This is a genomic window from Stenotrophomonas sp. HMSC10F06 (assembly GCF_001807865.1).
Taxonomy (GTDB): domain Bacteria; phylum Pseudomonadota; class Gammaproteobacteria; order Xanthomonadales; family Xanthomonadaceae; genus Stenotrophomonas; species Stenotrophomonas bentonitica_A.
Genome location: NZ_KV791267.1, coordinates 236,711 through 262,700, shown reverse-complemented (window position 1 = coordinate 262,700; position 25,990 = coordinate 236,711). Strand labels below are relative to the sequence as shown.

24 protein-coding genes and 1 riboswitch are annotated in these 25,990 nt (G+C 68.1%); of the genes, 12 read left to right on the top strand and 12 right to left on the bottom strand.

Annotated elements, in window-relative coordinates; all coding sequences use genetic code 11:
- Window positions 1–105: 105 nt before the first annotated feature.
- Window positions 106–699 carry a phosphatase PAP2 family protein gene (locus HMPREF3113_RS08370; protein ID WP_070471744.1) on the bottom strand — a complete coding sequence of 198 codons (594 nt, stop codon included), beginning with the start codon at window positions 697–699 and terminating at the stop codon, window positions 106–108.
- A 133-nt stretch (window positions 700–832) separates the two neighbouring features.
- Here HMPREF3113_RS08370 and HMPREF3113_RS08365 point away from each other — a divergent pair, with 133 nt between their 5' ends.
- From HMPREF3113_RS08365 to HMPREF3113_RS08340, 6 genes are all read left to right on the top strand, one after another.
- The gene (locus HMPREF3113_RS08365; RefSeq protein WP_070471743.1) at window positions 833–1,690 is read left to right on the top strand and encodes a hypothetical protein; all 858 of its coding nucleotides are present in this window, start codon (window positions 833–835) and stop codon (window positions 1,688–1,690) included.
- 51 nt (window positions 1,691–1,741) lie between these two features.
- Window positions 1,742–2,320, top strand: coding sequence for a hypothetical protein (locus HMPREF3113_RS08360; RefSeq protein ID WP_046273664.1), 579 nt, complete (start codon window positions 1,742–1,744; stop codon window positions 2,318–2,320).
- Entirely contained in the window at window positions 2,317–3,654 is a 1,338-nt protein-coding gene (locus tag HMPREF3113_RS08355) for a YcaO-like family protein (RefSeq protein WP_070471742.1), read from the top strand. Before HMPREF3113_RS08360 ends, HMPREF3113_RS08355 begins: the two co-directional genes overlap by 4 nt.
- 14 nt (window positions 3,655–3,668) lie before the next feature.
- Window positions 3,669–4,415 carry a SagB/ThcOx family dehydrogenase gene (locus tag HMPREF3113_RS08350; protein WP_070471741.1) on the top strand — a complete coding sequence of 249 codons (747 nt, stop codon included), beginning with the start codon at window positions 3,669–3,671 and terminating at the stop codon, window positions 4,413–4,415.
- 220 nt (window positions 4,416–4,635) lie between these two features.
- Window positions 4,636–5,628 carry a tRNA dihydrouridine synthase DusB gene (dusB, locus tag HMPREF3113_RS08345; protein ID WP_070471770.1) on the top strand — a complete coding sequence of 331 codons (993 nt, stop codon included), beginning with the start codon at window positions 4,636–4,638 and terminating at the stop codon, window positions 5,626–5,628.
- 9 nt (window positions 5,629–5,637) lie between these two features.
- Complete coding sequence (locus tag HMPREF3113_RS08340) at window positions 5,638–6,465, top strand: methyltransferase domain-containing protein (protein ID WP_070471740.1); 828 nt, start codon at window positions 5,638–5,640, stop codon at window positions 6,463–6,465.
- A gap of 13 nt (window positions 6,466–6,478) precedes the next feature.
- Here the strand turns inward: HMPREF3113_RS08340 and HMPREF3113_RS08335 are convergent, their stop codons facing one another.
- From HMPREF3113_RS08335 to HMPREF3113_RS08325, 3 genes are read right to left on the bottom strand one after another with little or no spacing between them, the layout of a single operon-like run.
- Window positions 6,479–6,919: a hypothetical protein gene (locus HMPREF3113_RS08335; RefSeq protein ID WP_083298750.1), complete on the bottom strand. Its 441-nt coding sequence runs from the start codon at window positions 6,917–6,919 to the stop codon at window positions 6,479–6,481.
- The gene (locus HMPREF3113_RS08330) at window positions 6,916–7,992 is read right to left on the bottom strand and encodes a metal-dependent hydrolase (RefSeq protein WP_070471739.1); all 1,077 of its coding nucleotides are present in this window, start codon (window positions 7,990–7,992) and stop codon (window positions 6,916–6,918) included. Before HMPREF3113_RS08330 ends, HMPREF3113_RS08335 begins: the two co-directional genes overlap by 4 nt.
- Before the next feature lie 48 nt (window positions 7,993–8,040).
- A complete protein-coding gene (locus tag HMPREF3113_RS08325) occupies window positions 8,041–8,883 on the bottom strand; it encodes a UDP-2,3-diacylglucosamine diphosphatase (protein WP_046273660.1) in 843 nt (280 codons plus the stop codon).
- A gap of 359 nt (window positions 8,884–9,242) precedes the next feature.
- Between HMPREF3113_RS08325 and metK the strand changes: the two genes are divergently transcribed.
- Both metK and HMPREF3113_RS08315 read left to right on the top strand, forming a co-directional pair.
- Window positions 9,243–10,454 carry a methionine adenosyltransferase gene (gene metK, locus HMPREF3113_RS08320; RefSeq protein WP_019182462.1) on the top strand — a complete coding sequence of 404 codons (1,212 nt, stop codon included), beginning with the start codon at window positions 9,243–9,245 and terminating at the stop codon, window positions 10,452–10,454.
- 275 nt (window positions 10,455–10,729) lie between these two features.
- Window positions 10,730–11,248 (top strand): acyl-CoA thioesterase, encoded by a 519-nt coding sequence (locus tag HMPREF3113_RS08315; RefSeq protein ID WP_070471768.1) that lies wholly within the window; start codon window positions 10,730–10,732, stop codon window positions 11,246–11,248.
- 41 nt (window positions 11,249–11,289) lie between these two features.
- On the opposite strand, the gene ppc is transcribed toward HMPREF3113_RS08315, so the two are convergent.
- Both ppc and HMPREF3113_RS08305 read right to left on the bottom strand, forming a co-directional pair.
- Window positions 11,290–14,001, bottom strand: coding sequence for a phosphoenolpyruvate carboxylase (ppc, locus tag HMPREF3113_RS08310; protein ID WP_070471738.1), 2,712 nt, complete (start codon window positions 13,999–14,001; stop codon window positions 11,290–11,292).
- A 268-nt stretch (window positions 14,002–14,269) separates the two neighbouring features.
- Complete coding sequence (locus HMPREF3113_RS08305) at window positions 14,270–16,804, bottom strand: alpha/beta hydrolase family protein (protein WP_070471737.1); 2,535 nt, start codon at window positions 16,802–16,804, stop codon at window positions 14,270–14,272.
- A 126-nt stretch (window positions 16,805–16,930) separates the two neighbouring features.
- Window positions 16,931–17,019: riboswitch (S-adenosyl-L-homocysteine riboswitch) on the top strand.
- Window positions 17,020–17,054: 35 nt separating this feature from the next.
- On the opposite strand from HMPREF3113_RS08305, the gene ahcY reads away from it, so the two are divergent.
- A complete protein-coding gene (gene ahcY / locus HMPREF3113_RS08300) occupies window positions 17,055–18,500 on the top strand; it encodes an adenosylhomocysteinase (protein WP_046273657.1) in 1,446 nt (481 codons plus the stop codon).
- Window positions 18,501–18,573: 73 nt separating this feature from the next.
- On the opposite strand, the gene HMPREF3113_RS08295 is transcribed toward ahcY, so the two are convergent.
- A complete protein-coding gene (locus HMPREF3113_RS08295) occupies window positions 18,574–19,401 on the bottom strand; it encodes a tetratricopeptide repeat protein (protein ID WP_070471736.1) in 828 nt (275 codons plus the stop codon).
- Between the two features lie 92 nt (window positions 19,402–19,493).
- Between HMPREF3113_RS08295 and ybaK the strand changes: the two genes are divergently transcribed.
- Complete coding sequence (gene ybaK, locus HMPREF3113_RS08290) at window positions 19,494–19,967, top strand: Cys-tRNA(Pro) deacylase (protein ID WP_070471735.1); 474 nt, start codon at window positions 19,494–19,496, stop codon at window positions 19,965–19,967.
- The gene (locus HMPREF3113_RS08285; protein WP_070471734.1) at window positions 19,967–20,482 is read left to right on the top strand and encodes a hypothetical protein; all 516 of its coding nucleotides are present in this window, start codon (window positions 19,967–19,969) and stop codon (window positions 20,480–20,482) included. The genes ybaK and HMPREF3113_RS08285 overlap by 1 nt, the downstream gene beginning before the upstream one ends.
- A gap of 171 nt (window positions 20,483–20,653) precedes the next feature.
- Here HMPREF3113_RS08285 and HMPREF3113_RS08280 read toward each other — a convergent pair whose 3' ends face one another.
- From HMPREF3113_RS08280 to HMPREF3113_RS08260, 5 genes are all read right to left on the bottom strand, one after another.
- Window positions 20,654–21,211, bottom strand: a complete 558-nt coding sequence (locus tag HMPREF3113_RS08280; protein ID WP_070471733.1) for a DUF3228 family protein — start codon at window positions 21,209–21,211, stop codon at window positions 20,654–20,656.
- Between the two features lie 54 nt (window positions 21,212–21,265).
- On the bottom strand, window positions 21,266–22,006 hold the full coding sequence (locus tag HMPREF3113_RS08275) for a LytR/AlgR family response regulator transcription factor (RefSeq protein WP_019182471.1): 741 nt from the start codon (window positions 22,004–22,006) through the stop codon (window positions 21,266–21,268).
- Window positions 22,003–23,073, bottom strand: a complete 1,071-nt coding sequence (locus HMPREF3113_RS08270) for a sensor histidine kinase (RefSeq protein ID WP_254427835.1) — start codon at window positions 23,071–23,073, stop codon at window positions 22,003–22,005. Before HMPREF3113_RS08270 ends, HMPREF3113_RS08275 begins: the two co-directional genes overlap by 4 nt.
- Window positions 23,074–23,093: 20 nt before the next feature.
- Window positions 23,094–24,014: an alpha/beta fold hydrolase gene (locus tag HMPREF3113_RS08265; protein WP_070471732.1), complete on the bottom strand. Its 921-nt coding sequence runs from the start codon at window positions 24,012–24,014 to the stop codon at window positions 23,094–23,096.
- A 120-nt stretch (window positions 24,015–24,134) separates the two neighbouring features.
- Window positions 24,135–25,025 carry a TIGR01777 family oxidoreductase gene (locus tag HMPREF3113_RS08260; protein ID WP_070471731.1) on the bottom strand — a complete coding sequence of 297 codons (891 nt, stop codon included), beginning with the start codon at window positions 25,023–25,025 and terminating at the stop codon, window positions 24,135–24,137.
- Window positions 25,026–25,150: 125 nt separating this feature from the next.
- Here HMPREF3113_RS08260 and metF point away from each other — a divergent pair, with 125 nt between their 5' ends.
- Window positions 25,151–25,978 (top strand): methylenetetrahydrofolate reductase [NAD(P)H], encoded by an 828-nt coding sequence (gene metF, locus HMPREF3113_RS08255; protein WP_070471730.1) that lies wholly within the window; start codon window positions 25,151–25,153, stop codon window positions 25,976–25,978.
- Window positions 25,979–25,990: the final 12 nt, after the last annotated feature.

Sequence of the window (25,990 nt, the reverse complement as noted above, 5' to 3'; positions counted from 1 at the left end):
GCCGCAGGCCGACGCCGGAGGACATTCGCCGGCAAGGGCATCGCGCCACAGCGCCCGACCCACTGACCGCCGCGCCTGCACTCGCCTTCGAGGATGGATCAGCCGTCAGGCCCCAGCGACGTCGCCAAACAGCGCGGTGATCCACAGCGCCAGCGCGCCCACCAGGAGGCCGGCAAGCACGTCCAGCAGATCGTGCTGCCAGGTGGTGAGTGTCGAGACCAGGATCAGCCCACAGGCGCCGTGCCACAGCCAGCGCAACGCCGCCGTATCGGCCAGCAGCCAGCGCCGCCATGCCTGCCAGACCACCACCAGTACCGCGGCATGCAGCGACGGCGCCATGTTGAACGGCGCCTCGAACGCGCGCAGCTGGGCGAACACCAGTCCGCTCGCGCCATCCGGCTGCGGCAAAACACGCACGTTGCCGGTCGGCCAACACACGAAGGCGAGCATGCAGGCGGCCTGCACCAGCGCGATGGCCATCGCATGGCGGCGCAGGGCGGATCGGGTCGGGCAGAGGAAGAACGTCAGCGGGTACAGCAGGTTCAGCGCCAGGTACGGCCAGATCGTCCATGGCCAGAACGGGATCGCCTCGTCCCAGCGACCGTGCAGGCTGTAGGTATGGGCCTGGCTGGCGGCCCATTGATTGGTCCAGCTGTAGCCATGGATGAACATCGCGCCGAGCAGCAGCATCCACAGCATGGCCTCGCGCCAGGGCGGATGCGGGAGCGGAGCGCGGGCATGAGGCGGGGTGGGCACGCGCGCACCGTAGCAGAACGTGGCAAGCGTGTTTGCCGCTATCCTTGCGCTTTCGCGGATACCGGGACTGTACGCAGTGGCAGCAGCAGGCAGTCAGCAACACGCACGTACGCACGCGGACACACCGCGCTGGACGCGCAATCCGGCCTGGGCCCTGTTTTCGCAGACCCATGCGCAGCGCCCGCTGCTGCTGGTGTCCGGTGGCGCCGACGAATTGTATGTGGTCGACGAGGCCGATACCCCGACGGTCATCGAACGCATCCTCGGCCATTGGCAGGACGACACACTGACGCTTCTGCAGGACGATGCCGACTGTGGCCCGGCGGTCCGCCAGTTGATGCGCCTCGGCGTACTGGTGCCGTCGCAGGCGGCGCGCCCTGTGCGCCGCTATGCACTGGATTGGCTCGGGGAACCGCTGCCTGGGCTGGCCGAGGCCTTCGACCAGCATGCTGGTGCGGACCTGCAGCGCGTCGATGCCGCCGCCGATGCCGATCTCCTCGTGCTGGTCCGCCACGGGCTCGGCTGGGAACAGGCCTTGGCCCGCTACGTGTCACATATGCCGGTACAGCCGCATCTGCTGCTGGACCTCAGCTATCACCATACCCTCGCGCTTGGACCCTATGTGGCGCCCGGCCAGACTGCCTGTGTGTATTGCCTGGGCAACCGCGTACTGCGCCGCTGGGGCGAAGCGGTGGTGCCGGCACTGCCGGAAGTCGCAGCGCAACCGGCACGGATCGCGGCGCTGGTCGCGCCGTTGCTGGATCAGCCGCACCTGTTGCTGGGCTATCTCGAACGCAGCGTCTGGCTCGACCTGCATCGCCTGCATGGGGAACGCGACCGGGTGCTGCGGCTGCCGTGGTGCCCCGCCTGCCAGGGCGGTGAGATGTCGATGCCTGCACCGCTGCCGCTGCCTTGGGACACCGGGCGCCCGTGATAATGTGGGGCGTGCGCCGGGCGTTTCCGCCTCGGTCAACGGAGTGACCCCATGTATCGCCTGCCGACCCAGTTCGATGCCAGTGCCTCGCGCCAGGACCTTGCCGCGGCAGGTGGCGGCTCGACATCGACTACCTGCAGTTCCTGCGTCGTCACCCTGCTCGGCACCTCGGTACTGTCGGCAGTGGTGCTGGGCAAGCTGGAACCCGTCGCGCCCGCCGCCATCAGCAGCGCCGCAGACATCCCCCCCGTCACCGTCGATACCCCCACCGAGCGCCACGGCCAGCCACCTGCGTTGCCGCAGGAACCGCCCAGTGCCGTCACTCCCGATCACCCGGCGGCACCGGCACCGGTGATGCCGGCAACCGGCCTGAGCCGCACCAGCCGGATACTGCTGGGGCTGTTCGCCTTGCCGCTGGCCGCGATCGGCGGCGGCATTTTCATCAGCACCTCCAACCCGATATTCGGGCTGTTCGTCGCCGTCGGGCTGTATCTCGGCATTTATGCCTTGGTCTATGAGCGCGCGGGGCGTTCGCTCGGGCGCGGCATCGGCATCGCCATCGGGCTGCTGCTGGGCCTGTTCGCCGTGGGCGCGCTCGAGATGATGCTCTGGCTGAGCGTGATGAAATGAGCCGCGCCGCCGTGCAGGCGGCAGAGCCGGATATGCCCACGCTGTCGTCGCACCTGCTGCACGGCGCAGCGCGTCCGCGCTGTGGCCTGGTGCGCCCGGCCCAACCGATCGAGGCCAACCCGTGCGATGCAACCGGCCCCTTGTTCGAGGGACGGCGCGTACACAATGCCGCCACGCCGGCCGACCCGGCCAATCCCTGGCAGGGCGTCTCGGGCGCGGTTGCGCTGGAGGCCGCTGCGGCCGCCGACGGCGCGGTCGCCGAGGCGCTGGAGCGGCTGGCGGCGGCGCAGGCGAGCCTGGACGTGCGTCGTCGCGATGCGCTGACGCCCACACAACGTCTGGACGAATCGGCGTTCGCGCTGTTCTCGGCGAGCCAACGCGCCATGCCGGACTTCCCGTGGCCGATGCCCGAACGCGACGAGGACCTGTTCGCAGCGGTGCATGCGCTGGACGACAACCGGGTCGCCTGGGTGCCGCAAGAGCTGGTTGGACTGGGGCCGCGCAGCGGCCAGGCGCGATTGCCATCGACGTCCAGTGGTCTGGCGGCCTGGCGGGATGGGCGCGATGGCGCCTGGCTGGCGCTGTTGCGCGCGGCGCAGGAACTGCTGGAGCGCGATGCACTGGCGGTCACCTGGCTCAATGGCGTGGCCGGCCGGCGAATCGCCCTGCCGGCGCAATGGCACGCCCATGTGGACGCGCGCGGTGGTGAACTGCAGGCGTTCGACCTGACCCAGCACTGGAATCCGCACCCGGTCATCGCGGTCGCCGGTGGCATTCCCTTCGAAGGCCGCCCCCGCTACGTCCTCGGCATCGCCTGCCGCGCCGATCCGGGCGAGGCACTGCACAAGGCGCTGCTGGAATGGCAGCAGGCACTGACCTTTGCCGCGCATCTGTGTGGCCGCGAAAGCGCCCGGCTGCCTCGTGAACCCGCAGCGCTGCGCAGCTTCGACGAGCATGCCGCCTTCTACACCCTGCGCCCGGAGCTGTGGTCGCAGCTGCCGCTGCTGCGGGAGGCGGGCCGCAGCACGTTGCAGTTGCCCCCACCCGGCGCAGCGGATCGCCCGGCCGCGCCGCGCGCGATGGGCGAGCTGGATCAGCTGCGGCGCCGGCTGGGCCGTGCCGGCATCGCGCTGTACTACCGCGAGTTGACCACCGCCGATGTGGCCGCGGCTGGCCTGCGGGTGATGCGGGTGTTGTCGCCACAGCTCAGCGGTCTGCATGCCGACGAACGTGCGCCGTTCCTTGGTGGCCGCTGCCGGGACGTGGCATGGCGCTATCCCGGCGTGCCGCACGGCGGCGCTTTTCCCAACCCCTTCCCGCATCCATTGGGCTGATCCCCGAGGACCGCATGCCGTCACCGCCTTCCCCCTGGGACGATGCCCCGCTGTTCCATCTGTTCTGGCACAACGGCGAGCTCAATCCCGCGCGCGCAGACGTGATGCGCGCGCGCATCGCCGAAGATGCCGCACGCGCCTGGTCGCCGCCACGGCCGTTGCATGCAGCAGCCGGCGTCGCCTTGCCGGACCCGGTACGCCCCGGCGATGCCCTCGCGCAGCGCCGCAGTGGCCGCCGTTTCGGTGATGCACAGTGGGGCGTGAAGGAACTGGGGCGCGTGCTGGCCCCGCTGCGGGCCCGGCCCGGCGACAGTGACACGCGGCGTCTGCCGTCCGGTGGGGCCAAGTATCCGATCCAGGCCTATGCCGCGCTGTACGGCATCGACGATGCGATCGCATCAGCGCCGGGCATCCATTGGTACGACCCGCTCGAGCACGCGCTGGTACCGGTGGCGCCCTGCCCCGCATGGCCGGCGCTGTCCGGGCTGCTGGGCGTGGACTGGCCGGAGCGGCCGGCGGCCGTGCTGTTCCTGATCGCCGAGCCAGGTGGGACGCTGGCCAAGTACGGCGAGCGCGGCGGCCGCTTCGTGTTGATCGAGGCTGGAGTCTGGCTGGGGGCGCTGGGGCAGCAGGTGGCGTCGATGAACGCCGCCGGCTGCGCGATCGGCTCGTTCGACGACGCCGCCCTCCTGGCTCTGCTCGGGCTCGACCCGCAGCGGCATCTGGCGGTGTTGGCCTATGCGTGCGGTCCGGTGCCCTGAACGATCGCCGGAATCGCGGCAGGCCCCGCCTGATCATGCGATTCCAGACCAGCGGCCGGCACGACCGGTAACCACCCAGCATCCGCCGCTGCTGGGGGCGGCGGAACCAATCGTCAAGCATATGCTCATGACCGGAGCGCATCAGGCCCTTCCGGATCGGCCTGAACAGGTAGCGGTACCTGCGTGGTTGGCGGCCAGCGGCCGGCACTACAATGCGCACATGCAGATTGGCCCCTACAACATCCAGCCCAACGTGGTGCTGGCACCGATGGCCGGTGTCACCGACAAGCCCTTCCGCCTGCTGTGCAAACAGCTGGGTGCGGGCCTGGCCGCCTCGGAGATGACCATCTCCGATCCGCGCTTCTGGAACACCCGCAAATCGCTCCACCGCATGGACCATGCCGGCGAGCCGGACCCGATCAGCGTGCAGATCGCCGGGACCGAGCCGCAGCAGCTGGCCGAGGCGGCGCGCTACAACGTGGACCACGGTGCGCAGATCATCGACATCAACATGGGCTGCCCGGCCAAGAAGGTGTGCAACGCCTGGGCCGGTTCGGCGCTGATGCGCGATGAGGATCTGGTCGCGCGCATCCTGACCGCAGTGGTCAACGCGGTGGACGTGCCGGTCACCCTGAAAATCCGCACCGGCTGGGATTGCGACCATCGCAATGGCCCGCTGATCGCGCGCATCGCCGAAGACAGCGGCATCGCCGCGCTGGCCGTGCACGGGCGTACCCGCGACCAGCACTACACCGGCACCGCCGAGTACGAGACCATCGCCGCGATCAAGGCCGCGCTGCGCATTCCGGTGATCGCCAACGGCGACATCGATTCACCGCAGAAGGCCGCGCAGGTGCTCAAGCAGACCGGCGTGGACGCGGTGATGATCGGTCGCGCCGCCCAGGGCCGCCCGTGGATCTTCCGCGAGGTGGCGCATTACCTGGCCACCGGCGCGCTGCTGGCGCCGCCGTCGGTCGCCGAGGTCCGCGATCTGCTGCTGGGCCACCTGCACGCGCTGCACGATTTCTATGGCGAGCAGCAGGGGGTGCGCATCGCGCGCAAGCACCTGGGCTGGTACGCCAAGGACCGGCCGGAAAACGCCGCCTTCCGTGCGGTGGTCAACCGCGCCGAGGATGCGGCCAGCCAGGTCGCCCTGACCACCGAATATTTCGACGCCCTCGCCGCCGGCGAGCCGTTGTCGTCCGCTGCCTGAGCCTTCGCCATGACCCCGCCCATCACTGCACCGACCTATCTCCACGGCTTCTCCGATACCGAGCAGCACCGCCTGGTCACCCAGTCGCGCCTGTTCGAATCGAGCATCTTCAGCGGCATCGATTACGGCGGCGCCACGCGCCTGCTGGAAGTCGGCAGCGGCGTCGGGGCACAGACGGACATCCTGCTGCGGCGGTTCCCGGAACTGCATGTCACCGGCGTGGACCTGAGCGAGGCGCAGCTGGCCACCGCCGCCACCAACCTGGCCAAGACGCCGTGGTGCCGCGAGCGCTACACGCTGCTGCAGGCCGATGCCGGCAACCTGCCGTTCGGCGCGCGTGAGTTCGATTCGGCCTTCCTGTGCTGGGTGCTCGAGCATGTGCCGTCACCGGCGCGGGTGCTCAACGAGGTGCGCCGTGTGCTGGTGCCGGGTTCGCCGGTGTATGTCACCGAAGTGATGAACGCCTCGTTCCTGCTCGATCCGTACTCGCCGCATATCTGGCGCTACTGGATGGCCTTCAACGATTTCCAGTACGACCACGGGGGCGATCCGTTCGTCGGTGCCAAGCTCGGCAACCTGCTGCTGGCCGGTGGCTTCCGCGATGTGCACACCGAGATCAAGACCATCCACCTGGACAACCGCGAACCGGCCCGGCGCAAGACCATGATCGCGTTCTGGGAGCAGCTGCTGTTGTCGGCCGCCGATCCGCTGCTGGAGGCCGGGCTGGTCGACCAGGAAACGGTGGATGGCATGCGCCGCGAGTTCAGCCTGGTCCAGAACGACCCCAACGCGGTGTTCTTCTTCTCCTTCGTGCAGGCCCGCGCGACCGTGTACTGACCGCGTCGCGGACCTACCGCGTCGCCCAGGCGATCACGGTCACCACGACCGCGGCGGCCAGCAGCAACCAGATGCCCAGTCCGCCCCGGTCCCCCGGGGCCACCGTGCTGCCACCGGCGGTGTTGCGGGCCCCTTCGCGCGGGCGTGCGGTGGGCGTGCTGCCCACTTCCAGGGTACCGGTGGCCGGCCGCTGGCTGCGCTCGGTGAGCTTGTTCTGCATGCGCCGCGCGCGCTCGGGATCGACCTTGCGCAGCTCGTCCAGCAGCACCTGCTGCTGGCGCGCGCGGTCCGGCTGCGCCCTGGCCTTGTGCAGGATCTCGCGCAACGGCACCGCCGGCTGCTCGGCCGAGCGGCCCGGGGTCACATCCAGCAACAGCGCGCGGTATTCCGGCGGTACATCGGCCAGCCGCGTGTAGCGCGTGCCATTGATCTCCATTTCAAACCGTTCGGTCACGGTGCCTCCGTCCAACCTGCCTTCGGTGCGATCACGTCGGTGCTCGGCGGTGCATGCCAGATGCGTTGCCACATCGCCGAGAACCGGCGCTTCACCATCGCCCTGCCCTGCTCCCCTTCATACGCCGGGCGCAGCTGCCGCGGCGTGATCGCGGCCCAGCCCCCGCCCTCGGCCCGGGCCACCGCGAAGGTGAAGGTGTAATCCGGCTCCAGGCCCATGCGCAGATCACTCAGCCGCAGCTCGCCATCGACCACCTGCGCGCGCATGAAGCCGCGGTTGAACCAGTTCAGGCGCTGCACGGCCGGCAGCATGGCCGCCTGGCGCAGGGCCTGCACGTTGGAGGGATGGCCTTCAAAGGTCATCGGGCCGCGGTCGGCGATCAGCGAGCGCTCGCCGATCACGTAGCCGTTGGGCGTCATCGCGACGACCTGCCAGAGCAGCGTGTTGAACGGCATCGCCACCGAGAAGCGCGGCGCATCGCCCAGCCCCATCGCGGCCAGGGCGCGGTCGGCCTCGCGGTCGACACTGTGCTTGGCCAGCAGCGACCAGCCCAGGTAGCCACTGCTGAGCACCAAGCCGGCCACCAGCGCCTTCTGCGCCAACGGCCGCGCCCGCGCGAACCACGCCACTGCACAGGCGATCAGCAGCCACACGGTGTAGAGCGGGTCGATGATGAAAACGCTGGCCCACATCGTCGGGTGCGGGGTGAACGGCCACCACAGCTGGGTACCGTAGACGGTGAAGGCATCCAGCAGCGGATGGGTGATCAGCGCCAGCGTGATCGCCCAGAACCAGCGGCCCGGCGCCTGCGCCACCCGGCCGTGACCAAAGCGTTTGAACAGCCACCAGATCAGCGCGGCCACCCACGGCAGCACCAGCAGCGAGTGGCTGTAGCTGCGGTGCTCGACCATCAGCGCCACCGGATCGGCGGCGGTGAACGCCAGCAGCAGCGCGTCCAGGTCCGGCAGGGTGCCGAACGCGGCACCGGCCAACAGGGCGGCGCGGCGATGGCCGGCTGGTGCGATGGCGGCGGCGACCGCGCCGCCGAGTACGATCTGGGTGAGGGAGTCCATCGGCCGATGCTAGCAGCCGGGCCTGGCGCTGCGTTGATGCCGTTCTGCTCAGGCAGCTCTGGCCAGTGCGGCGTTGCCGGGCAGCGCCGCCAGGGTCTGCCCGGTGTGATCGAGCAGCCGCAGGCTGCCGTCCGGATCCTCGGCCAGCGCGGTCAGGCTCTCGACCCAGTCGCCGTCGTTGGCATAGATCAGCCCGTCGCGCTCCACCAGTGCGGCGCGGTGGATGTGCCCGCAGACGATCCCGTCCAGCCCACGCCGACGCACATCCTCGAGCCCGGCCTGGACGAAGCGTTCGATGTAGCGTTCGGCCGCGCCGCTGCGCTTCTTGAGGAATTCAGAGAGAGACCAGTAGCGCTGACCCAGCCGCCGCCGGACCGCGTTGAGCAGGTGGTTGCCGGTCAGGATGCGGTAGTACAGCCAGTCGCCGAAGCGCTCCTGCAGGCCACCGAAATGGGTGATGCCGTCGTAGTCGTCACCATGCACGACCAGCAGCCGCCGTCCGTCGGCGGTCACGTGGATCGCCCGCCGGCGTACCTGCATGGCCGGCAGCATCAGCCCGCAGACCTTGCGCAGCGAAGCATCGTGGTTGCCCGGGATGTAGATGATCCGGGTGCCGGCCCGCTGCAGCGCGTGCAGGGCCTGGATCACCTCGCTGTGCGCCGGCCGCCAACTGGCCCGGCGGTGCGCCATCCACCACAGGTCGATGATGTCGCCCACCAGATACAGGCGCTCGCAGCGCAGCCCGGCCAGGAACCTGGCCAGTTCGGCGGCATGGCAGTGGCGTGAGCCAAGGTGGACGTCGGAAAGGAAGACGGCCCGCCGATGGGGCGCCAGGGTCGTCACGGGCCGTTTGGCGGCTTCCCGCGCGTCGCGCTGCTCGACGTCGTGCATGGCGTGCTCCTCAGGTCCGGCGGCCGGATGCGCCGAAGCCTGCCCTGCGTCGACGACAGCCCGATGGCGGTTTGACGACGGGCCGGTGACGCTCGCGGGGTTCGGATGCACGTCGCGCCCTTCGTGAGGCGCGTGCGGCTGGCGTGCTTCTCGGGGCAGGTGCCGCTGCGGGCGGCCGTTTGTCACGCTGGTGGAACACTGGGCGGTGACGCTGGGCCTCAATCCCGTCACACCGGGCCCTGCGACGGGCACGCAGGCTTAACCACGGGCAACCCTCGCTGGCGCACAATGCAAGCGCGCGACTTGCCGTGTATCATTCGCGCCCATCTTTCCATCCGAATCAAAGGATATTACGCCTGATGTCCAGCTACCTGTTCACCTCCGAATCGGTCTCCGAAGGCCATCCGGACAAGATTGCCGACCAGATCTCCGATGCGGTGCTGGACGCGATCCTGACCCAGGACAAGCGTGCGCGCGTGGCCTGCGAAACCATGGTCAAGACTGGCGTGGCAATCGTCGCCGGTGAAATCACCACCAGCGCCTGGATCGACCTGGAAGCCTTGACCCGCAAGGTGATCCTGGACATCGGCTACGACAGCTCCGACGTCGGCTTCGACGGCGCGACCTGCGGCGTGCTGAACCTGATCGGCAAGCAGTCGCCGCACATCGCCCAGGGCGTGGACCGCAAGAAGCCCGAAGAAATGGGCGCTGGCGACCAGGGCCTGATGTTCGGCTATGCCACCAACGAGACCGACAGCTACATGCCGGCCGCGATCCACCTGTCGCACCGCCTGGTCGAGCAGCAGGCCAAGATCCGCAAGAAGAAGAACTCGCCGCTGTCCTGGCTGCGCCCGGATGCCAAGAGCCAGGTCACCCTGCGCTATGAAAACGGCGCCGTCTCGGCCATCGACGCGGTGGTGCTGTCGACCCAGCACGCCCCGGGCGTGAAGCAGAAGGACCTCATCGAGGCCGTCCGCGAAGAGATCATCAAGCCGGTGCTGCCGGCCAAGTGGCTGCACAAGGGCACCAAGTTCCACATCAACCCGACCGGCAAGTTCGAGATCGGCGGCCCGGTGGGCGACTGTGGCCTGACCGGCCGCAAGATCATCGTCGACACCTACGGCGGCTGGGCCCGTCACGGTGGGGGTGCGTTCTCGGGCAAGGATCCGTCCAAGGTGGACCGTTCGGCTGCCTATGCTGCCCGTTACGTCGCCAAGAACGTCGTGGCCGCCGGCCTGGCCGACCGTTGCGAAGTGCAGGTCTCCTACGCCATCGGCGTGGCCGAGCCGACCTCGATCTCGGTCACCACCTTCGGCACCGGCAAGATCAGCGATGACAAGATCGAAAAGTTGATCCGCAAGCATTTCGACCTGCGCCCGTACGGCATCATCCAGATGCTGGACCTGATCCACCCGATGTACCAGCAGACCGCGGCCTACGGCCACTTCGGCCGCAAGGCCAAGGAGTTCAGCTACACCAACGGTGCTGGCGAACAGGTCAATGCGACCGCCTTCTCCTGGGAGAAGACCGATCGCGCCGCCGCCCTGCGCGCGGATGCAAAGTTGAAGTAAGAAACGGGCCGCGAAAGCGGCCCTTTTCTTACGGGTAGAGCCGACCGTTGGTCGGCTGGCGGCGGGTAGAGCCGACCGTTGGTCGGCTGGCGGCGGGTAGAGCCGACCGTTGGTCGGCTGGCCGCGCGCAGCGCGGCAATGATCGACGAAACAAACGGCGGGCCGCGAAAGCGGCCCGTCGTCGTTTGGGCGCCTTGAACCATCGTCGCGCCGCGCGCGACCAGCCGACCAACGGTCAGCTCTACCAATGGGTCAAGCGGCGCTACACTCCAGCCATGCCCGAATTCAAATCCAACCAGCTCTCCATGACGGTGCTGATGTCGCCGGACATGGCCAACTTCTCCGGCAAGGTGCACGGCGGTGCGGTGCTGCGCCTGCTCGACCAGGTCGCCTACGCCTGCGCCAGCCGCTATGCCGGCAGCTACGTGGTCACCCTGTCGGTGGACCAGGTGATGTTCCGCCAGCCGATCGCGGTCGGCGAGCTGGTCACCTTCCTGGCCTCGGTGAACTACACCGGCACCTCCTCGATGGAAATCGGGGTCAAGGTGGTGGCCGAGGACATCCTCAAGCGCAGCGTGCGCCACGCCAACAGCTGCTTCTTCACCATGGTCGCGGTGGATGACGACGGCAAGCCGACCCCGGTGCCGCCGTTGGTGCTGGAAACTGCCGACGAACGCCGCCGGCATGCCGCCGCGTTGATCCGCCGCCAGCTGCGCGAGGAGATGGAGCAGCGCCACCTGGAGCTGCTGGCATCCAATCCGCCTGCACCAGGTGATCTGGTCGAGCGGGTCTGAGAAGCGCTGCCGGCCAGCGGCCGGCACTCCCCCTTCATGGCCTACCCGGTGTTCTGTACGCCCTGCGAAACAGCGTTCACGCACGCCACCAGCGCGCGCAGCACGTCATCGTCTTCGCCACCGCTCTCCCGCCAGCGGCGCAGCAGGTCCACCTGCAGCACGCTGATCGGATCGATGTAGGGATTGCGCAGGCGGATCGACAGCGCCAAGCGCTGATCGTGCTGCAGCAGCGTGTCCTGCCCGGTCAGTGCCAGGATCCACTGTGAGGTGAGGTCGAGCTCCCCCTGGATCTGCGGGAAGAAGCGCCCATGCAATGCACCGGACAGCTGCGAGAACTGCTCGGCGATGGTCAGGTCGCCCTTGGACATCACCATCGCGATGTCGTCCAGGAAGGTGCTGAAGAACGGCCAGTCGCGCGCCATTTCTTTCAGGGTGTCCTCGTGGCCGGCATGGATCGCTGCCTGCAGGCCACTGCCGACGCCATACCAGCCCGGAATCACGGCACGTGCTTGGCTCCACGCGAAGACCCACGGAATCGCGCGAAGGTTGCTCAACGCGGCATCCTCACCCAGTCGGCGCGAGGGGCGTGAGCCCAAGGTCATCCGCTCGATCACGTCGATCGGCGTGGCCAGCCGGAAGTACTGCATGAAGTCTTTCTGGCCGACGAAGGCGCGATAGGCATCCGCACTCTTCTGTGCGATCAGGTCAATCACCGGGCGCCACTGTTCCTCGCGCGGTTCCGCTTCGCGCGGGCGCAGGCTGGAGCGCAGCACCGCACCGGTGGACTGCTCCAGCGAACGCAGCGCCAGCGCGCGGATGCCGTACTTGCGATGGATCACTTCTCCCTGCTCGGTCACGCGCAGGCGGCCATCGATGCTGCCACGCGGCGAGGCATCCACCGCGTGCGTGGTCTTGCCGCCCCCGCGGCTGATCGAACCGCCGCGGCCGTGGAAGAAAGTCAGGCGGATGTCGTTCTCGGCAGCGACCTCCAACAGTTCTACCTGGGCGCGCTGAAGGCCCCAGCGCGACGCCGCGATGCCCCCATCCTTGCCGCTGTCCGAATAGCCGAGCATCACCATCTGCACATCACCGCGCGAGGCCAGGTGCGTGCGGTAGACCGGGTCGGCCAGCAGATCGCGCAGGGTGTCGGTACCGCGCTTGAGGTCATCCACGGTTTCGAACAACGGCGCGATGTCCAGCGGCACCGCGCCGGCGTCATCCACCAGGCCGCCGCGGCGCGCCAGCGCGAGTACGGCGAGCACATCGCTGCGGTCGTGCGCCATCGAGATGATGTAGCTGCCCAGCGCGTCGGCACCGTGTCGCCGGCGTGCATCGGCCAGTGCCGCGAACACTGCATCCAGCCGCTCACCGCCCTCCTCATCGCTCGCCGGCAGCGCCTGCTCGCCACTGGCGAACGGGGCCAGGCGCGCGGCGCGGGTGACCGCGTCGGCGGCGTCCCAGGCGTCCTGCCCATCCAGCACACTGGCGAGCGCGCGACCATGCACGCTCGATTCCTGACGCACGTCCAGGCGCGCCAGATGGAAGCCGAAGGTGCGCACCCGCCACAGCAGGCGACGCACCGCGAAGCCGCCGGCATGGTCGCCCTTGTTCTCGTGCAGGCTGCGCAGGATCAGCTCGATGTCGTCGGTCAGCTCCTGCGGCGACGCGTAGGCGCCTTCCGCATCGTCCATCGTCGCCTGCACGCGTGCGCGCATGCGGTCGTTGAGCAGGCGGTAGGGCATGTCGGCATGTCGCGGCCGCGAGGTGACCTTGGGCAGTAGCACCTTGTACTGCTCCACACGTGCCTGCAGCGCATCGCTGACCGCCACCCGCTCGGTGGACTGGCTGAGCAGGCTGGCCAGCTGCAGCAGGTCTTTCTGGTAGCGGCCGAGTACGGCCTGGCGCTGCGCATCGAGCGTGTTGCGGATGGTGCCGGCGTCCACGTTCGGATTGCCATCCATGTCGCCGCCCACCCACGTGCCGAAGCGCAGCAGGCGCGGCAGCGGCAGTTCCTCGCCGTAGGTATCCAGCAGCGCCTGCTGCAGCGATTCGTACAGCACCGGAATCACCCGGTACAGCACCTGCACCAGGTAGAAGCCGACATGCTCCCGCTCGTCGTCCACGGTCGGGCGCACAGGCGAGGAATCGGTGGTCTGCCACGACGCCGTCAGGGCCATGCGGAAACGTGCCGCGTCGGCGGCCGCTTCACCCGGCGTGCGCTGGCCGTCGAGGTTGTCGACCAGGCTGGCCACCATCAACTGCTCTTTCTCCAGCAGCGCGCGGCGGACCGCTTCGGTCGGGTGCGCGGTGAACACCGGCTCGATGTCGATGCGCGGCAGCCACTCGGCCAGTTCGTCCAGGGTGACGCCCTGTGCCTTGAGGTTGACCAGTGCGTCCTGCAGGCCATCGGGCTGCGGCGTGGCGGTACCGGCGCGCTGGTAGTCGCGGCGGCGGCGGATGCGGTGCACCCGCTCGGCGATGTTCACCACCTGGAAATAGGTACTGAACGCACGCACCATCGCTTCGGCGCGTGCCGGTGGCAAGCCGGTCAGCGCATCGTTGAGATCGGACAGGGGGGCGTCGCTTTCGCGGCGGGCGATGGCGCGCGTACGCACCTGTTCCACATCATCGAAAAACTGCGTGGAGACCTGCTCGGCGAGCAGGTCGCCGACCAGTGCGCCGAGTCGGCGTACATCGTCGCGCAGGGGAATATCGGGAGTGGCAAAAACGATGCTGCTACGGTACTCGTTCATCTGCGACGCACTGGCCTCGGGAACGGAATCCGCTCAAGCCTAACCCACAATCGCGTCGTTGCTGCGTCGCGCAAATAGTTACATTTGGTAGTGCCGGCCGCTGGCCGGCTCCATGCAGATCTGACAGGTGCCAGTGCGGGCATCGCGAGGAGCCGGCCAGCGGCCGGCACTACCGATCGCGTGCATTCCGAGGAGCCGGCCAGCGGCCGGCACTACCGGTCACCTTCATCGCGAGGTACCGGCCAACGGCCGGTACCCACCGGTTGTTTCAGCGCTTCTTCTTCACCGGCTTTCCCTCGCCAACGGTCTGCTCCAGCCAGCGCTCGCTTTCGGCCAGCATGGTCATGATCGACTCGCGTGCGCGGTACGCATGCGATTCGTTGGGCAGCATCACCAGCCGCGAGGTACCGCCCAGCCCCTTCACCGCGGCGAACATGCGCTCACTCTGGATCGGGAACGTGCCGGAGTTGTTGTCGTCCACGCCATGGATGAAGAGGATCGGGTCCTTGATCTTGTCGGCGTAGTTGAACGGCGACATCTTCTGGTAGACGTCCTGCGCCTGCCAGTAGTTGCGCTCTTCGGCCTGGAAGCCGAACGGGGTCAGCGTGCGGTTGTAGGCGCCGCTGCGCGCGATGCCAGCCTTGAACAGGCGGGTATGCGCGAGCAGGTTGGCGGTCATGAACGCACCGTAGGAGTGACCACCGATCGCGATGTGCTCTCGGTCGGTCACGCCACGCCGCACCACTTCATTCACGGCGGCCTCGGCATTGGCGATCAGCTGCGGCAGGTAGGTGTCGTTCGGTTCCTTGTCGCCCTCACCGATGATCGGCATCGACGGGCTGACCAGCACCGCGTAGCCCTTGGCCAGGAACGCCTGCGGGCCCCAGTAGCTGATCGCGTTGAAGCGGTACGGGGAATCGGTGACCTGGCTGGCGGCCTCGGCCGTCTTGAACTCGCCCGGATAGGCCCACATCAGCAGCGGCAACGGACCGTCCTTCTTCGCGTTGTAGCCCGGCGGCAGCATCAGCGTGGCGGTCAGGTCGACGCCATCGTTGCGCTTGTAGCGGATCTGCTCCTTGCTCACCCCACGCAGCTGCGGCAGCGGGTGCTGGAAGTGGGTCAACGCCTTCGGTGCGGCGGTGGCATCGGCCAGCGACTGCACGTAGAAGTTGGCCGGCTCGTCGGGCGATTCACGGGTCAGCAGCAGCGAGGTGCCCTCCTGGTCAAGCAGCGCCACCGGCGCGGCGTAGGACGGCGCCTGCGAGTGGAACAGGCGGGTGGTCTGCTTGCTGTCCAGATCAAGGCGATCCACGAACGGACGGTCGCCTTCCGGCGAGGCGCCCAGCCCGTACAGGAAGATGCTGCGGCCATCGGCGCTGACCTGCAGGCGCGAGCGACCGTTGACGTCGCGCACCAGGCCCGGGCGGCCCGGGTCGTTGTAGCGGTCCTGGGAGGAACGCGCCGACAGCAGTTCCGCTGCCTTCTCCGGCTGGTCCGGCGCGATCCGCCACTGCTTGACCTCGCGGTTCTTCCACCACGATTCGTTGAGCAGCGCCAGATCGCCACGGCCCCACTGGATGCCCGCGTAACGGCTGCCCAGCTGCGCCAGCGTCACCGGCGGCTTATCGAAGGGGGCGGCCTGCATCAGCACCGCATCGCGCACCTTGGCCGCGCGGTTCGGGTCGCCGCCGTCCTGCGCTTCGGCCCAGACCAGGGTCGCCGGTGCATCGGCGCGCCAGTCGATCCGGCGCACGCCGGTGGCCACCGCATCGTTGCCGGTCGGCAGGCCTTCCTTCAACGGCAGGTCGGCGACGGTGTGTTCGAGCTTGCCGTCCACGGCGGACAGCACTTCGATGCGACGCGCGAACGCGCTGGCCGGCACCAGATAGGAATACGGACGCACCACCCGCTCGCTCAGCAGGTAACGGCCATCCGGGGAGAGGGTGACATCCCAGTACACCCCACCGGTGGACAGCGGCGTGGTCACGCCGTTGAGCGCGACCTTGGCCGGCTGCGCGCTGGCGTAGTAGTCGAAGAGGCGGGCATCGGCCTCGTTCTTGAGCATGTCCTGGTAGGTGCGGATGGTGCGGACGCCGGCGTCGGCCTCGGTCTGCTGGATCGCCGGGCCGGTCGGAATGCCGCCGGCAGACGGTGCTGGCCCCTGGCCGTTGAGCTGCTGCATCACCAGCAGGCCCCGGCTGTCGGGCTGCCAGCTGTAGCCATCGCCCATCACCGTGTTCAGATCGCCGACCAGGCGCCGCGCCGAACCGGCCTCCACATCAACGATCCACAGTTCATTGGTGTTGGTGGCCGCATGCACCTGGTTGAAGGCGATGTACTTCTGGTCCGGCGACCACGCAAAGGTGGCGATCGACAACGGCTGCGGCAGCCCGCTGATCTGGCGCTCCTTGCCATCGGCCACGTTCATCAGCCACAGCTTGTCGGCGAAGCTGAAGCGGCTGGCCGAATGCGTGGCCGGGTTGATGCGCAGACCGGCCAGCTTCAGTTCGGGCTGGGCGACGTCGTTGATCGACGGCAGCGGCGGGGTCTGCAGCAGCGCGGCCAGGTCACGGCGCGGGGACAGGCTGAGGGTCGGGGCACGCGGCGCGTCGACCACCGCCTGCAGCGCCGGCGAGGGCAGCTCATAGCCGCTCGGGTCGCCCTTGGCGGCGGCCACGGCCTGCGCAGAGGTTTTCGCGGCCGGCGCGGCGGCCAGCGCCAACGGCGGCACCGCCAGCAGGGCCAGGCCGAGGATCAAGGTATGGCGCCATTGCGGTGCGCGTCGACCATGGTTGCGTGTCATGTTCCGTCCCTATGCTGATACAAACCCCCGACCTTAACAGCCGGGCGCCGATCGCCCCCCTGCCGATGGTTGGGGGCGGGGACCGATTCATGCCAACGCAGCGGGCCGCGATATAATGGGCGACCCTCCACCGAGGGGCGCTGCGACCGTTCCGGACCTTTCCGGGGGCGGCCAGGCTCGGTGGCCAGGATTGGTTCCAACGGCGCCCGGCGAACACGAGTACCGACTCGTCATTACACCGGAGCTTTGAATGAACGCTGTTGCCAAGACCTTCTCCACCGAAGGCGATTACAAGATTGCCGATATCTCCCTGGCCGATTGGGGCCGCAAGGAGCTGGACATCGCCGAGCATGAAATGCCGGGCCTGATGTCGATCCGCCGCAAGCACGCCGCCACCCTGCCGCTGAAGGGCGTGCGCGTGACCGGCTCGCTGCACATGACCATCCAGACCGCGGTGCTGATCGAGACCCTGAAGGACATCGGCGCCGACGTGCGCTGGGCCTCGTGCAACATCTTCTCGACCCAGGACCACGCTGCCGCCGCGATCGCCAAGTCCGGCACCCCGGTGTTCGCCTGGAAGGGTGAGTCGCTGGAGGAATACTGGGACTGCACCCTGGATGCACTGACCTTCACCCTGCCCGACGGCACCCTGACCGGCCCGGAGCTGGTGGTGGACGATGGCGGCGACGTGACCCTGCTGATCCACAAGGGCTACGAGCTCGAGAACGGCAGCAACTGGGTCAATGAAAAAGCCGCCTCGCACGAAGAGCAGGTCATCAAGAACCTGCTCAAGCGCGTGGCCACCGAGCGCCCGGGTTACTGGGGCCGCGTGGTCAAGGACTGGAAGGGCGTCTCCGAAGAGACCACCACCGGCGTGCATCGCCTGTACCAGCTGGCCCAGGCCGGCACCCTGCTGATCCCGGCGATCAACGTCAACGACTCGGTCACCAAGAGCAAGTTCGACAACCTGTACGGCTGCCGCGAGTCGCTGGCCGATGGCCTCAAGCGCGCGATGGACGTGATGCTGGCCGGCAAGGTCGCCGTGGTCTGCGGCTACGGTGACGTGGGCAAGGGCTGCGCCGCTTCGCTGCGTGCCTACGGCGCGCGCGTGGTGGTCACCGAGATCGACCCGATCTGCGCCCTGCAGGCCGCGATGGAAGGCTTCGAGGTCAACACCATCGAATCCACCCTGGGCCGTGCCGACCTGTACGTCACCACCACCGGCAACAAGGACATCATCCGCATCGAGCACCTGAGCGCGATGAAGGACCAGGCCATCGTCTGCAACATCGGCCACTTCGACAACGAGATCCAGGTCGACGCGCTGGTCGGCTTCCCGGGCGTGCAGCACATCAACATCAAGCCGCAGGTGGACAAGTACGTCTTCCCGAACGGCAACGCGATCTTCCTGCTGGCCGAAGGCCGCCTGGTGAACCTGGGCTGCGCCACCGGCCACCCGAGCTTCGTGATGTCCAACTCGTTCGCCAACCAGACGCTCGCACAGATCGACCTGTGGGCGAACAAGGACAGCTACGAGAAGAAGGTGTACCTGCTGCCGAAGAAGCTGGACGAGGAAGTGGCGCGTCTGCACCTGGAAAAGATCGGCGTGAAGCTGACCACCCTGAGCCAGGAACAGGCCGATTACATCGGCGTGCCGGTGGATGGTCCGTTCAAGCCGGAGCATTACCGCTACTGATCGGCCTGCCGGTCCAGTTGCGTTGAAAACAGACGGGCGCCGAAAGGCGCCCGTTTTCGTGGCGGAAAACCCTTCAGTCCTGGCCGAAACACCTGCGGTCGTCGTTCAGGACGGCCTGACACTGCGCGGCGAAGTCCGCTTGCCAGCGCGACAGCGCGAACCCTTCCCGTTCCTGGAACGACACCGTTTCGCCCGCAAGCACGTAGCAGCGGTTCTGCGACAGTCGCAGCGCGGTCAGCGCGTCACCGGCGGCCCAGCAGTCATCGATGCAGGCCTGCATCAGCGCGTAATCCGGATTGGTCTTGGCGCCGCCAAAGGCGAAGCCCATCCGCTGTACCAACGCGATCACCGGGTCAGTGCTGGCCGGGGCAGCGCGCAGAATGCGCAGCACGCCGGCCTCGGGAATGCCAAACGCCCAGTTGGCAATCACGGCCGAACGTGCTGCATCGATCGCCGCATCGCGCTGCCCCTGCCGCATGTACTGGCTTGCCAGCAGCGCCCAGCCCTGCTGAAGCTCCGGGAAGGCGGTGCATGCTGCGCGCAGCAGTTCAATCGCCTGCTCGACCTGCCCCGCCAGCACCTGCGCGCGCGCCTGCTCCAACTGCCCGGTTGGCGAACCGGGATCTTCGACCTCAAGCTCGCCATACTCGCCTTCGTTCAGCTCCAGCCACTGCGAAAACACCTGCACCGAGGAATGGCGCAGTTCCATACGCCATTCGTCATGGAACATCTCGCAGACGAAGGGCGCATCTCCCTCACGCCCCAACGGCCAGTACAGCCCGAAACAATCGCCGTTGCCGAGCGCGCCTTCCGCGATCGATACAAACCCCTGAGGGGGATACGGTCCGCGCGCCACATCACTGTCGAAGGTGAGCGCGTTGAATTGGCCAGAGAGGCGCATGGGATCTTTCCAGACGGGAACGCCGCCATTATCGCAGCGACCGCAGTAGCCTCGGTCAAGTCAGCGGGTACGCACCACGCTACGATGCCGCCATGACGCCCGCCATCAACCTGCTGAAGCAATCAGGCATCGCCCACACCGTGCTGTCCTATCACCATGACGCCGCCGCCGAATCCTACGGTGGCGAGGCCGTGCAGCAGCTCGGACTGGATCCGGCCCAGGTGTTCAAGACCTTGCTGGCAACCACCGAGACACATGAGCTGCTGGTGGCGATCGTGCCGGTGAGCGGCACCCTGGACCTCAAGGCACTCGCCGCCGCGGCCGGCTGCCGGAAGTGCGGGATGGCCAACGCCGAAGCGGCGCAGCGCGCGACCGGTTACCTGGTCGGCGGGATCAGCCCACTGGGGCAGAAGAAAAAGCACCGCACCTTTCTTGATGCCAGCACGCAGGCCTTGCCGACCGTGCATGTCAGTGCGGGTAGGCGTGGGCTGGAGGTGGCGCTGGCACCGGCCGATCTGCTGCGGCTCACCGGCGGATGCTATGCCGCCATCGGCAAGGCCCGGTGATGCGCTGGCCTCTCAACCGGGACTCAGTCGCCCCCACCGAGGGACCTGGCGCGCAGCACCTGCAGGCGCTGCTGTCATCCGAGCCTGACCGCATCTACAGCGCAGCCTGCGCCATCGCCCAGCTCCGTGATCCGGCCGAACTGGACGCGCTTTCGCCGTGGGTCGAACGGATCGAGCGCGCCACCGCGCACATCGCGCTGGGTGGCGCCCTGTTCGCCAACAACCATCACCTGCAGTTCGCCCTGCGCCGGCTGCGCTTCTGGCGGGACCGGGCCGGCTGCCTGTGTGCGCTTTACCCGCACTACCCGTTCTTCGATCCGCGTCGCGAGGCCACGCGCGGGCATGTGGTCATCGATGCCGTGGGGGAAGCCGAGGACGGCTGGAGCGAGGCGCATGCCGTCACCTGCGTGGACTGCGCAACGCACTGGCTGGCCACCGACCGCGAGTATCACTACCCGTGGTGGGAGTGGAAACCAACGCGTCCCACCGTGGAGGGAACCCCAACGCATGCGTGATTGCATCGCCGCTGCACATCGTACTGGCGCGACGCTTCGGCGCATGGGCATCCAGCCGGACGCTTCATGGACCTGTAGAGCCACGCCATGCGTGGCTGCGTTCGCCCCGGTCCGCGTGCAGCCACCCATGGGGTGGCTCTACAGGGGAGGCGTGCAGCGAGCCTGGGCGCCTCAGGGACGCCAGTTGGCGTTGCTCTCCCAGAACGCCACCGCGCGCGCATAAGCGTCGCGATCCAGCGGCACACCCGAGCCGCCTTCTTCCACGCCCAGCGCATTGCGCATCATGGTGATCGGGGCCATCGGCACTTCCTCCGGCTCGGCGGTGTAAATGCAGCCCACGATGCCCCAGTCCGCATCGATGGGGGAGCCCTCTTTGGCCAACTGCTCGGCGCTGTACAGGATCACCACCAGGTAGTTCGCGCGCGGGGATTCCACGCCTTCGAACCAGCGCACCAGCACCGGCAGCTCCTCGCGGTTGCGCGCTTCATAACCACTGCGCAGCTGGTGACGGTTGGCCTCGGTGATCGGCACGGTCAGGCAGCGCGTGGAGGTCCAGTTCTCATACACGTGCAGCTTGCAGAACGGCGCGTAGCCATCGAGCACCTTGAACGGCGCGTGCGTGTTGAGGTGCTGTTCGAACTGCTCGGCGCTGCAGTCCTGGATGGTGTTGCCGCGCGGCACGCGGGGGAACAGGCGGGGACGGGCGAATGCAGTGAGGACGATGGACATGGGCACAGTCAGGCGGTGGAGATCCCATACAGGGTAGCGTGTGCGACGCGTGCCCTACAGCGCCAACCGCTCACGCAGCTCGCGCGCCTGGCGCCGCGAGACCTCGACCTGGCTGCCGTCGTCGAGGGTCAGGTCGTAGCCATCGCCGAGCGACGGTTCGATCGCCCGCACGCGGCGCAGGTTGACCAGGGTGTTGCGGTTGGCGCGGAAGAACATCGCCGGCGACAGCCGTGCTTCCAGGGTACTGAGGCTGCGTGCCAGCACCGCGTTCTGGTCACGGAACCAGAGCCGGGCATGGTTGCCGTCGACCACGATCTTGCGGATCTCGCCCAGTGCCACGAACCAGCAGCGCTCGCCATCGCGCAGGAACACCTGATCGTCGGCGCCCAGCAGGTCACGCGTGGCGTGCGGCGCTACAGGCGCGGCCGGCACCGGGAGGCGCGCCCGGCCGCGCTCCAGCGCCGCCCGAAGGCGGTCGGCCTCCACCGGCTTGACCAGATAATCGAGCGCATTGGTGTCGAAGGCGCGCACGGCGTACTGGTCGTAGGCGGTCACGAACACCACCATCGGCACGGTCTCCAGTCCATCCAGCACATCGAACCCCTCACCCGAGGGCATCTGTACATCCAGCAGCACCAGGTCGGGCTGCTCACGCAGGATCGCATCGCGCGCGGCGGGTACATCGTCCGCCTCACCGACACAGTCCACCCACGGGATCGCCGCCAGCAGCGTGCGCAGTTCACTGCGCGCCAGCCGCGCATCGTCCACGATCAGCACGCGCAGGGAGGGGCTCATTGCCGCACCTGCAATCGGGCCATCATGTGCTCACCCTGACGCTCCAGCAGGAACGTGCCGCGGCCGGATGCGGAACGCGACTCGTCCAGGCCGAGCTGGGCGCGCAGATACGTCAACCCGATACCGTGGCCTGCGCTGCTGGCGTCGTGCGGGGCGGGATTGTCCACCTCCACCCGCAGCCAGCCGCCATCGAGGTGCACGCGGATCGTCAGCTCGCCACCGCCCGGGTGGACCGCGATGCCGTGTTTGATCGCGTTCTCCACCAGCAGCTGCAGGGCCATCGGCGGCAGCCGTGCGGACAGCGCGGCGGGGTCGATATCGGTGCGCACCCGCAGGCGGTCTTCGTAGTGGATCGCCTCCACCGCGAGGTAGTCCTGCACCACGCGCCACTCCTCGGCCACGGTGACCCAATCGCCATCGGTATGCACCAGGGCGTGGCGCAGCGTGCTGGACAGATGGGTGACCATGTCGCGTGCGCGCGCCGGGTCTTCATTGATCAGTGCACGCAGGTTGTTGAGCGCGTTGAACACGAAGTGGGGATTGAGCCGCGCACGCAGTGCCTGGTGCTCCAGCGTCGCCCGCTGTGCTTCGGCGCGCAGCTGTGCCATTTCACTGTGCCGGGCCCGCTGCAGCGCGCGGCGGCCGGTCCACAGTGCGCACCACACGCTCAGGACGATGGCGGTGCTGAGCCAATAGTTGAACGTGTCGATCGGCCTGTAATAGGCGCGCTGGCCCGGCAGCGCCACCCAATCCCACGCAAGCGCGGGAAGCAGCACTGCGGCGGTGAAGAGCTGGATGGCGGCCGCGACGATCATCACAGCCTGCGCCATCCGCCACGTCAACCCGAGCAGATCACGCTGCAGCCATGCATGACGGAGTGCCCAGCTGCGTATCGATGCACTGCCGACGAACAGGCCTAGCGCGACCGTCACATAGATCAGCGTCCCGCCCGACCAGTTGCCCCGGTAGGCGATGCCCATTCCCAGGCTCAAGCCAAGGTAGCCGGACCATAGCCCCGCGTTGGCCCACCAGAAGCCGGAACTGCGTGCTGCCTGCGTCGTGCTCATCATCTCCATGCCGCTATCGATCAGGGCGCCGCAGGCAGATCGAGGAAGTCCCGAATCTGCGTCTGCAGCCAGCGCGGATCATCCCACATCAGGAAGTGGTAGCCGGCGCGGCTCATCTCGATCCGCACCCCGGGCAGCGCGGCGTACTGCGTCGCGAACACTTGGCGCGTGCTGGCTTCGGTCGCACCGAACGGCTGGTAAGCCGCCCAGGCACCGAGCACCATCACCGGGGCGGTGATGCCGGCGATCGGCTGGCGCAGGTCGGTCATGGTCATCGAATACATCGCGTTGGCGGTAGTGGCGCGGTCACTGTCGCGTCCCCATTGCTTCAACGTTGCAACACGTTCTGGTGCATGCGCCATCCCGGCCACCGCGGCATCGGTCTGCGCCGCGTACCGGGTGGCGTCGGCGGCGAGCATGCCGGCCCGCATCTGCTCGGCCATCGGCTTGAGCGTAGCCGGTGTCGCCGCCGGGTTCTGCACCGCGCCGAAGTAGGGCAAGGCATCGACGATCACCAGTGGGCCGATCTTCTGCGGCGCCGCGATCGCCATCTGCAGGGCCAGGACGCCGCCGAGGCTGTGGCCGATCACCGCCGGATGATCGAGCTTGCGGTCGGCGCTGTAGGCCAGCAGGCGGTCCCGCATGGCGCTGAGGAAATCATCGCTGGCCACGGCGGGCGCACCGGCGAAGCCGGGCAGCTGGATCAGGTGGCATTGCACCTGCGGCTGCAGCGCGGCGCAGGTCTCGCGCCAGACCTGCGCGCCGCTGTTGAGGCCGGGGATCATAAGCACCGGCCGGCCGGTGCCGATCACCTCGACCTGCAGAACCTGGAACGCTTCGGTCGCTGCGTGGGCGGGGCTGACCAAGGTGGCCCAGGCGGTGAGCGCGAGTGCGGCCAATGGCGCAAGGGAGTGGATGCGGCGGTTGCGGCGGGTCGACATGGCAGGCTCCGGCTGGGGTGAGCCTGCAGACTGCCGCATGCAGGCACGGCCGGGGCGATGACATGAGCAGCGGCCGCAGCGGGCCATGAGCGGTCGCCAGGCGGGGATGGAAATGCGACCTCAGTGCTCCGGCGCGCCCACGATGGCCTGCAGGGCGCCCGGCAGCGAGGGGTACTGGAACGTGAAGCCTTCGGCCAGCGCGTGTACCGGCTGCACGTTCTGCCCGGTCAACAGCAGCCCGGCCATCTCGCCGAACGCCACCTTGAGCGCGAAGGCCGGGGTGGTCAGCCGCGCAGGACGATGCAGCGCTTCGCCCAGCGTGGTGGCGAACACGCGGTTGGTGACGGTACCCGGCGCGGTCCCATTGTAGGCACCGCGCGCCTGCCCGTTGCCCAGCAGCCACAGGATCATGCCGACCAGGTCCTCGCGGTGGATCCAGCTCATCCACTGCCGGCCGTCGCCCATCGGGCCGCCCACGCCCATCCGGAACGGGGGCAGCATCTTCAGCAGGGCCCCGCCGTCCCGGTCGAGCACGATACCGGTTCGCAGCACGCAGGTACGCACGCCGAGGTCTTCCGCCTTCAGGGCCTCCGCTTCCCATTGCCGGCACAGCATCGCCGCGAAGTCATGCCCGGGCGAGGCGGTTTCATCCAGGGGTGTGCTGTCACGCGGGCCGTACCAGCCGATCGCCGAACCGGACACCAGCACCCGGGGCCGTTCGGGCAGCGCAGCGATCCAGGCGAGCAGCGCCTGGGTGGTGCCGATCCGGGAGTCGCGCAGCGCCTGCTTGCGCGCATCGCTCCAACGGCCGTCCATCAGCGGCTCGCCGGCCAGGTTGACCACCGCCTGGACCGGGCCGACCTCGTCCAGCGTGGCAACGCTGCGGATCCCCGGCTGCGGGTTCCGGCCGGGCCGGCGGGTCAGGACGATGGGGTCGTGGCCCTCGGCCAGCAGGCGCGTGCACAGGCGACGCCCGATGAAGCCGGTGCCGCCGGTGACGAGAATCTGCATGACGGTTGCTCCGTTGAGGTCTGGGCCACTGTACGCGCCGCGATGTGCACGCGACATACCATGCACTTCACATTCATCGCGATGAAGAGATATGATTGGACCACACCCGCCGACGCATCCCGCCCATGACCGCCATCAGCTTCGAGTTCTACCCGCCCAAGACCGACGAGCAGCGCGCCCAGCTGGACCGGACCGCGGCCAAGCTGAAGGTGTTCGCGCCGGAGTACGTGTCGTGTACGTTCGGTGCCGGCGGTTCCACGCTCAGCTACACCTCCGAGACGGTCCGCCACCTCAAGCAGCACCATGGTTTCGAAGCCGCCCCGCACCTGTCCTGCGTCGGTGGCAGCCGCGAGGAGATCCGCGAGCTGCTCAAGCTGTACCGCGCGATCGGCTGCCGGCGGATCGTCGCCCTGCGCGGTGACCTGCCCTCCGGCATGGGCCATCCCGGCGACCTGCGCTATGCCTCCGAACTGATCAGTTTCATCCGTGCCGAGCATGGCGATGCGTTCCGCATTGAAGTGGGCGCGTATCCGGAGACCCATCCGCAGGCCAGCGACGCCCTGCTCGACCTGAAGCACTTCAAGACCAAGATCGACGCGGGCGCCGATGCGGCGATCACCCAGTACTTCTTCAACGCCGACGCCTACTTCCACTTCGTCGATGCCGTGCGCGCGCTGGGTGTAACCGTGCCGATCGTGCCGGGCATCATGCCGATCTCCAATTTCAGCCAGCTGCGCCGCTTCTCCGAGCAGTGCGGTGCGGAAATCCCGCGCTGGATCGGCAAACGCATGCAGGCCTATGGCGACGATGCTGAATCGGTCCGCGCGTTCGGTGCCGAGGTGGTGGCCAGCCTGTGCGAACGCCTGGTCGCCGGCGGCGCCCCGGGCCTGCACTTCTATACGCTCAACCTGGCCAAGCCGACCACCCAGGTGCTGAAACTGCTGCGCAGCTGAGGCGGTTGCGCA

Coding starts and splice junctions, on each gene's coding strand:
- HMPREF3113_RS08275 (WP_019182471.1), bottom strand. CDS start 22,006: ATGAGCCCCTCCCTGCGCGTGCTGATCGTGGACGATGCGCGGCTGGCG.
- HMPREF3113_RS08280 (WP_070471733.1), bottom strand. CDS start 21,211: ATGTCCATCGTCCTCACTGCATTCGCCCGTCCCCGCCTGTTCCCCCGC.
- HMPREF3113_RS08260 (WP_070471731.1), bottom strand. CDS start 25,025: ATGCAGATTCTCGTCACCGGCGGCACCGGCTTCATCGGGCGTCGCCTG.
- HMPREF3113_RS08265 (WP_070471732.1), bottom strand. CDS start 24,014: ATGTCGACCCGCCGCAACCGCCGCATCCACTCCCTTGCGCCATTGGCC.
- HMPREF3113_RS08295 (WP_070471736.1), bottom strand. CDS start 19,401: ATGCGCCTCTCTGGCCAATTCAACGCGCTCACCTTCGACAGTGATGTG.
- dusB (WP_070471770.1), top strand. CDS start 4,636: ATGCAGATTGGCCCCTACAACATCCAGCCCAACGTGGTGCTGGCACCG.
- HMPREF3113_RS08315 (WP_070471768.1), top strand. CDS start 10,730: ATGCCCGAATTCAAATCCAACCAGCTCTCCATGACGGTGCTGATGTCG.
- ahcY (WP_046273657.1), top strand. CDS start 17,055: ATGAACGCTGTTGCCAAGACCTTCTCCACCGAAGGCGATTACAAGATT.
- ybaK (WP_070471735.1), top strand. CDS start 19,494: ATGACGCCCGCCATCAACCTGCTGAAGCAATCAGGCATCGCCCACACC.
- HMPREF3113_RS08305 (WP_070471737.1), bottom strand. CDS start 16,804: ATGACACGCAACCATGGTCGACGCGCACCGCAATGGCGCCATACCTTG.
- ppc (WP_070471738.1), bottom strand. CDS start 14,001: ATGAACGAGTACCGTAGCAGCATCGTTTTTGCCACTCCCGATATTCCC.
- HMPREF3113_RS08330 (WP_070471739.1), bottom strand. CDS start 7,992: ATGGACTCCCTCACCCAGATCGTACTCGGCGGCGCGGTCGCCGCCGCC.
- metK (WP_019182462.1), top strand. CDS start 9,243: ATGTCCAGCTACCTGTTCACCTCCGAATCGGTCTCCGAAGGCCATCCG.
- HMPREF3113_RS08340 (WP_070471740.1), top strand. CDS start 5,638: ATGACCCCGCCCATCACTGCACCGACCTATCTCCACGGCTTCTCCGAT.
- HMPREF3113_RS08325 (WP_046273660.1), bottom strand. CDS start 8,883: ATGCACGACGTCGAGCAGCGCGACGCGCGGGAAGCCGCCAAACGGCCC.
- HMPREF3113_RS08270 (WP_254427835.1), bottom strand. CDS start 23,073: ATGAGCACGACGCAGGCAGCACGCAGTTCCGGCTTCTGGTGGGCCAAC.
- HMPREF3113_RS08285 (WP_070471734.1), top strand. CDS start 19,967: ATGCGCTGGCCTCTCAACCGGGACTCAGTCGCCCCCACCGAGGGACCT.
- HMPREF3113_RS08370 (WP_070471744.1), bottom strand. CDS start 699: ATGCTGTGGATGCTGCTGCTCGGCGCGATGTTCATCCATGGCTACAGC.
- HMPREF3113_RS08350 (WP_070471741.1), top strand. CDS start 3,669: ATGCCGTCACCGCCTTCCCCCTGGGACGATGCCCCGCTGTTCCATCTG.
- HMPREF3113_RS08355 (WP_070471742.1), top strand. CDS start 2,317: ATGAGCCGCGCCGCCGTGCAGGCGGCAGAGCCGGATATGCCCACGCTG.
- metF (WP_070471730.1), top strand. CDS start 25,151: ATGACCGCCATCAGCTTCGAGTTCTACCCGCCCAAGACCGACGAGCAG.
- HMPREF3113_RS08360 (WP_046273664.1), top strand. CDS start 1,742: ATGTATCGCCTGCCGACCCAGTTCGATGCCAGTGCCTCGCGCCAGGAC.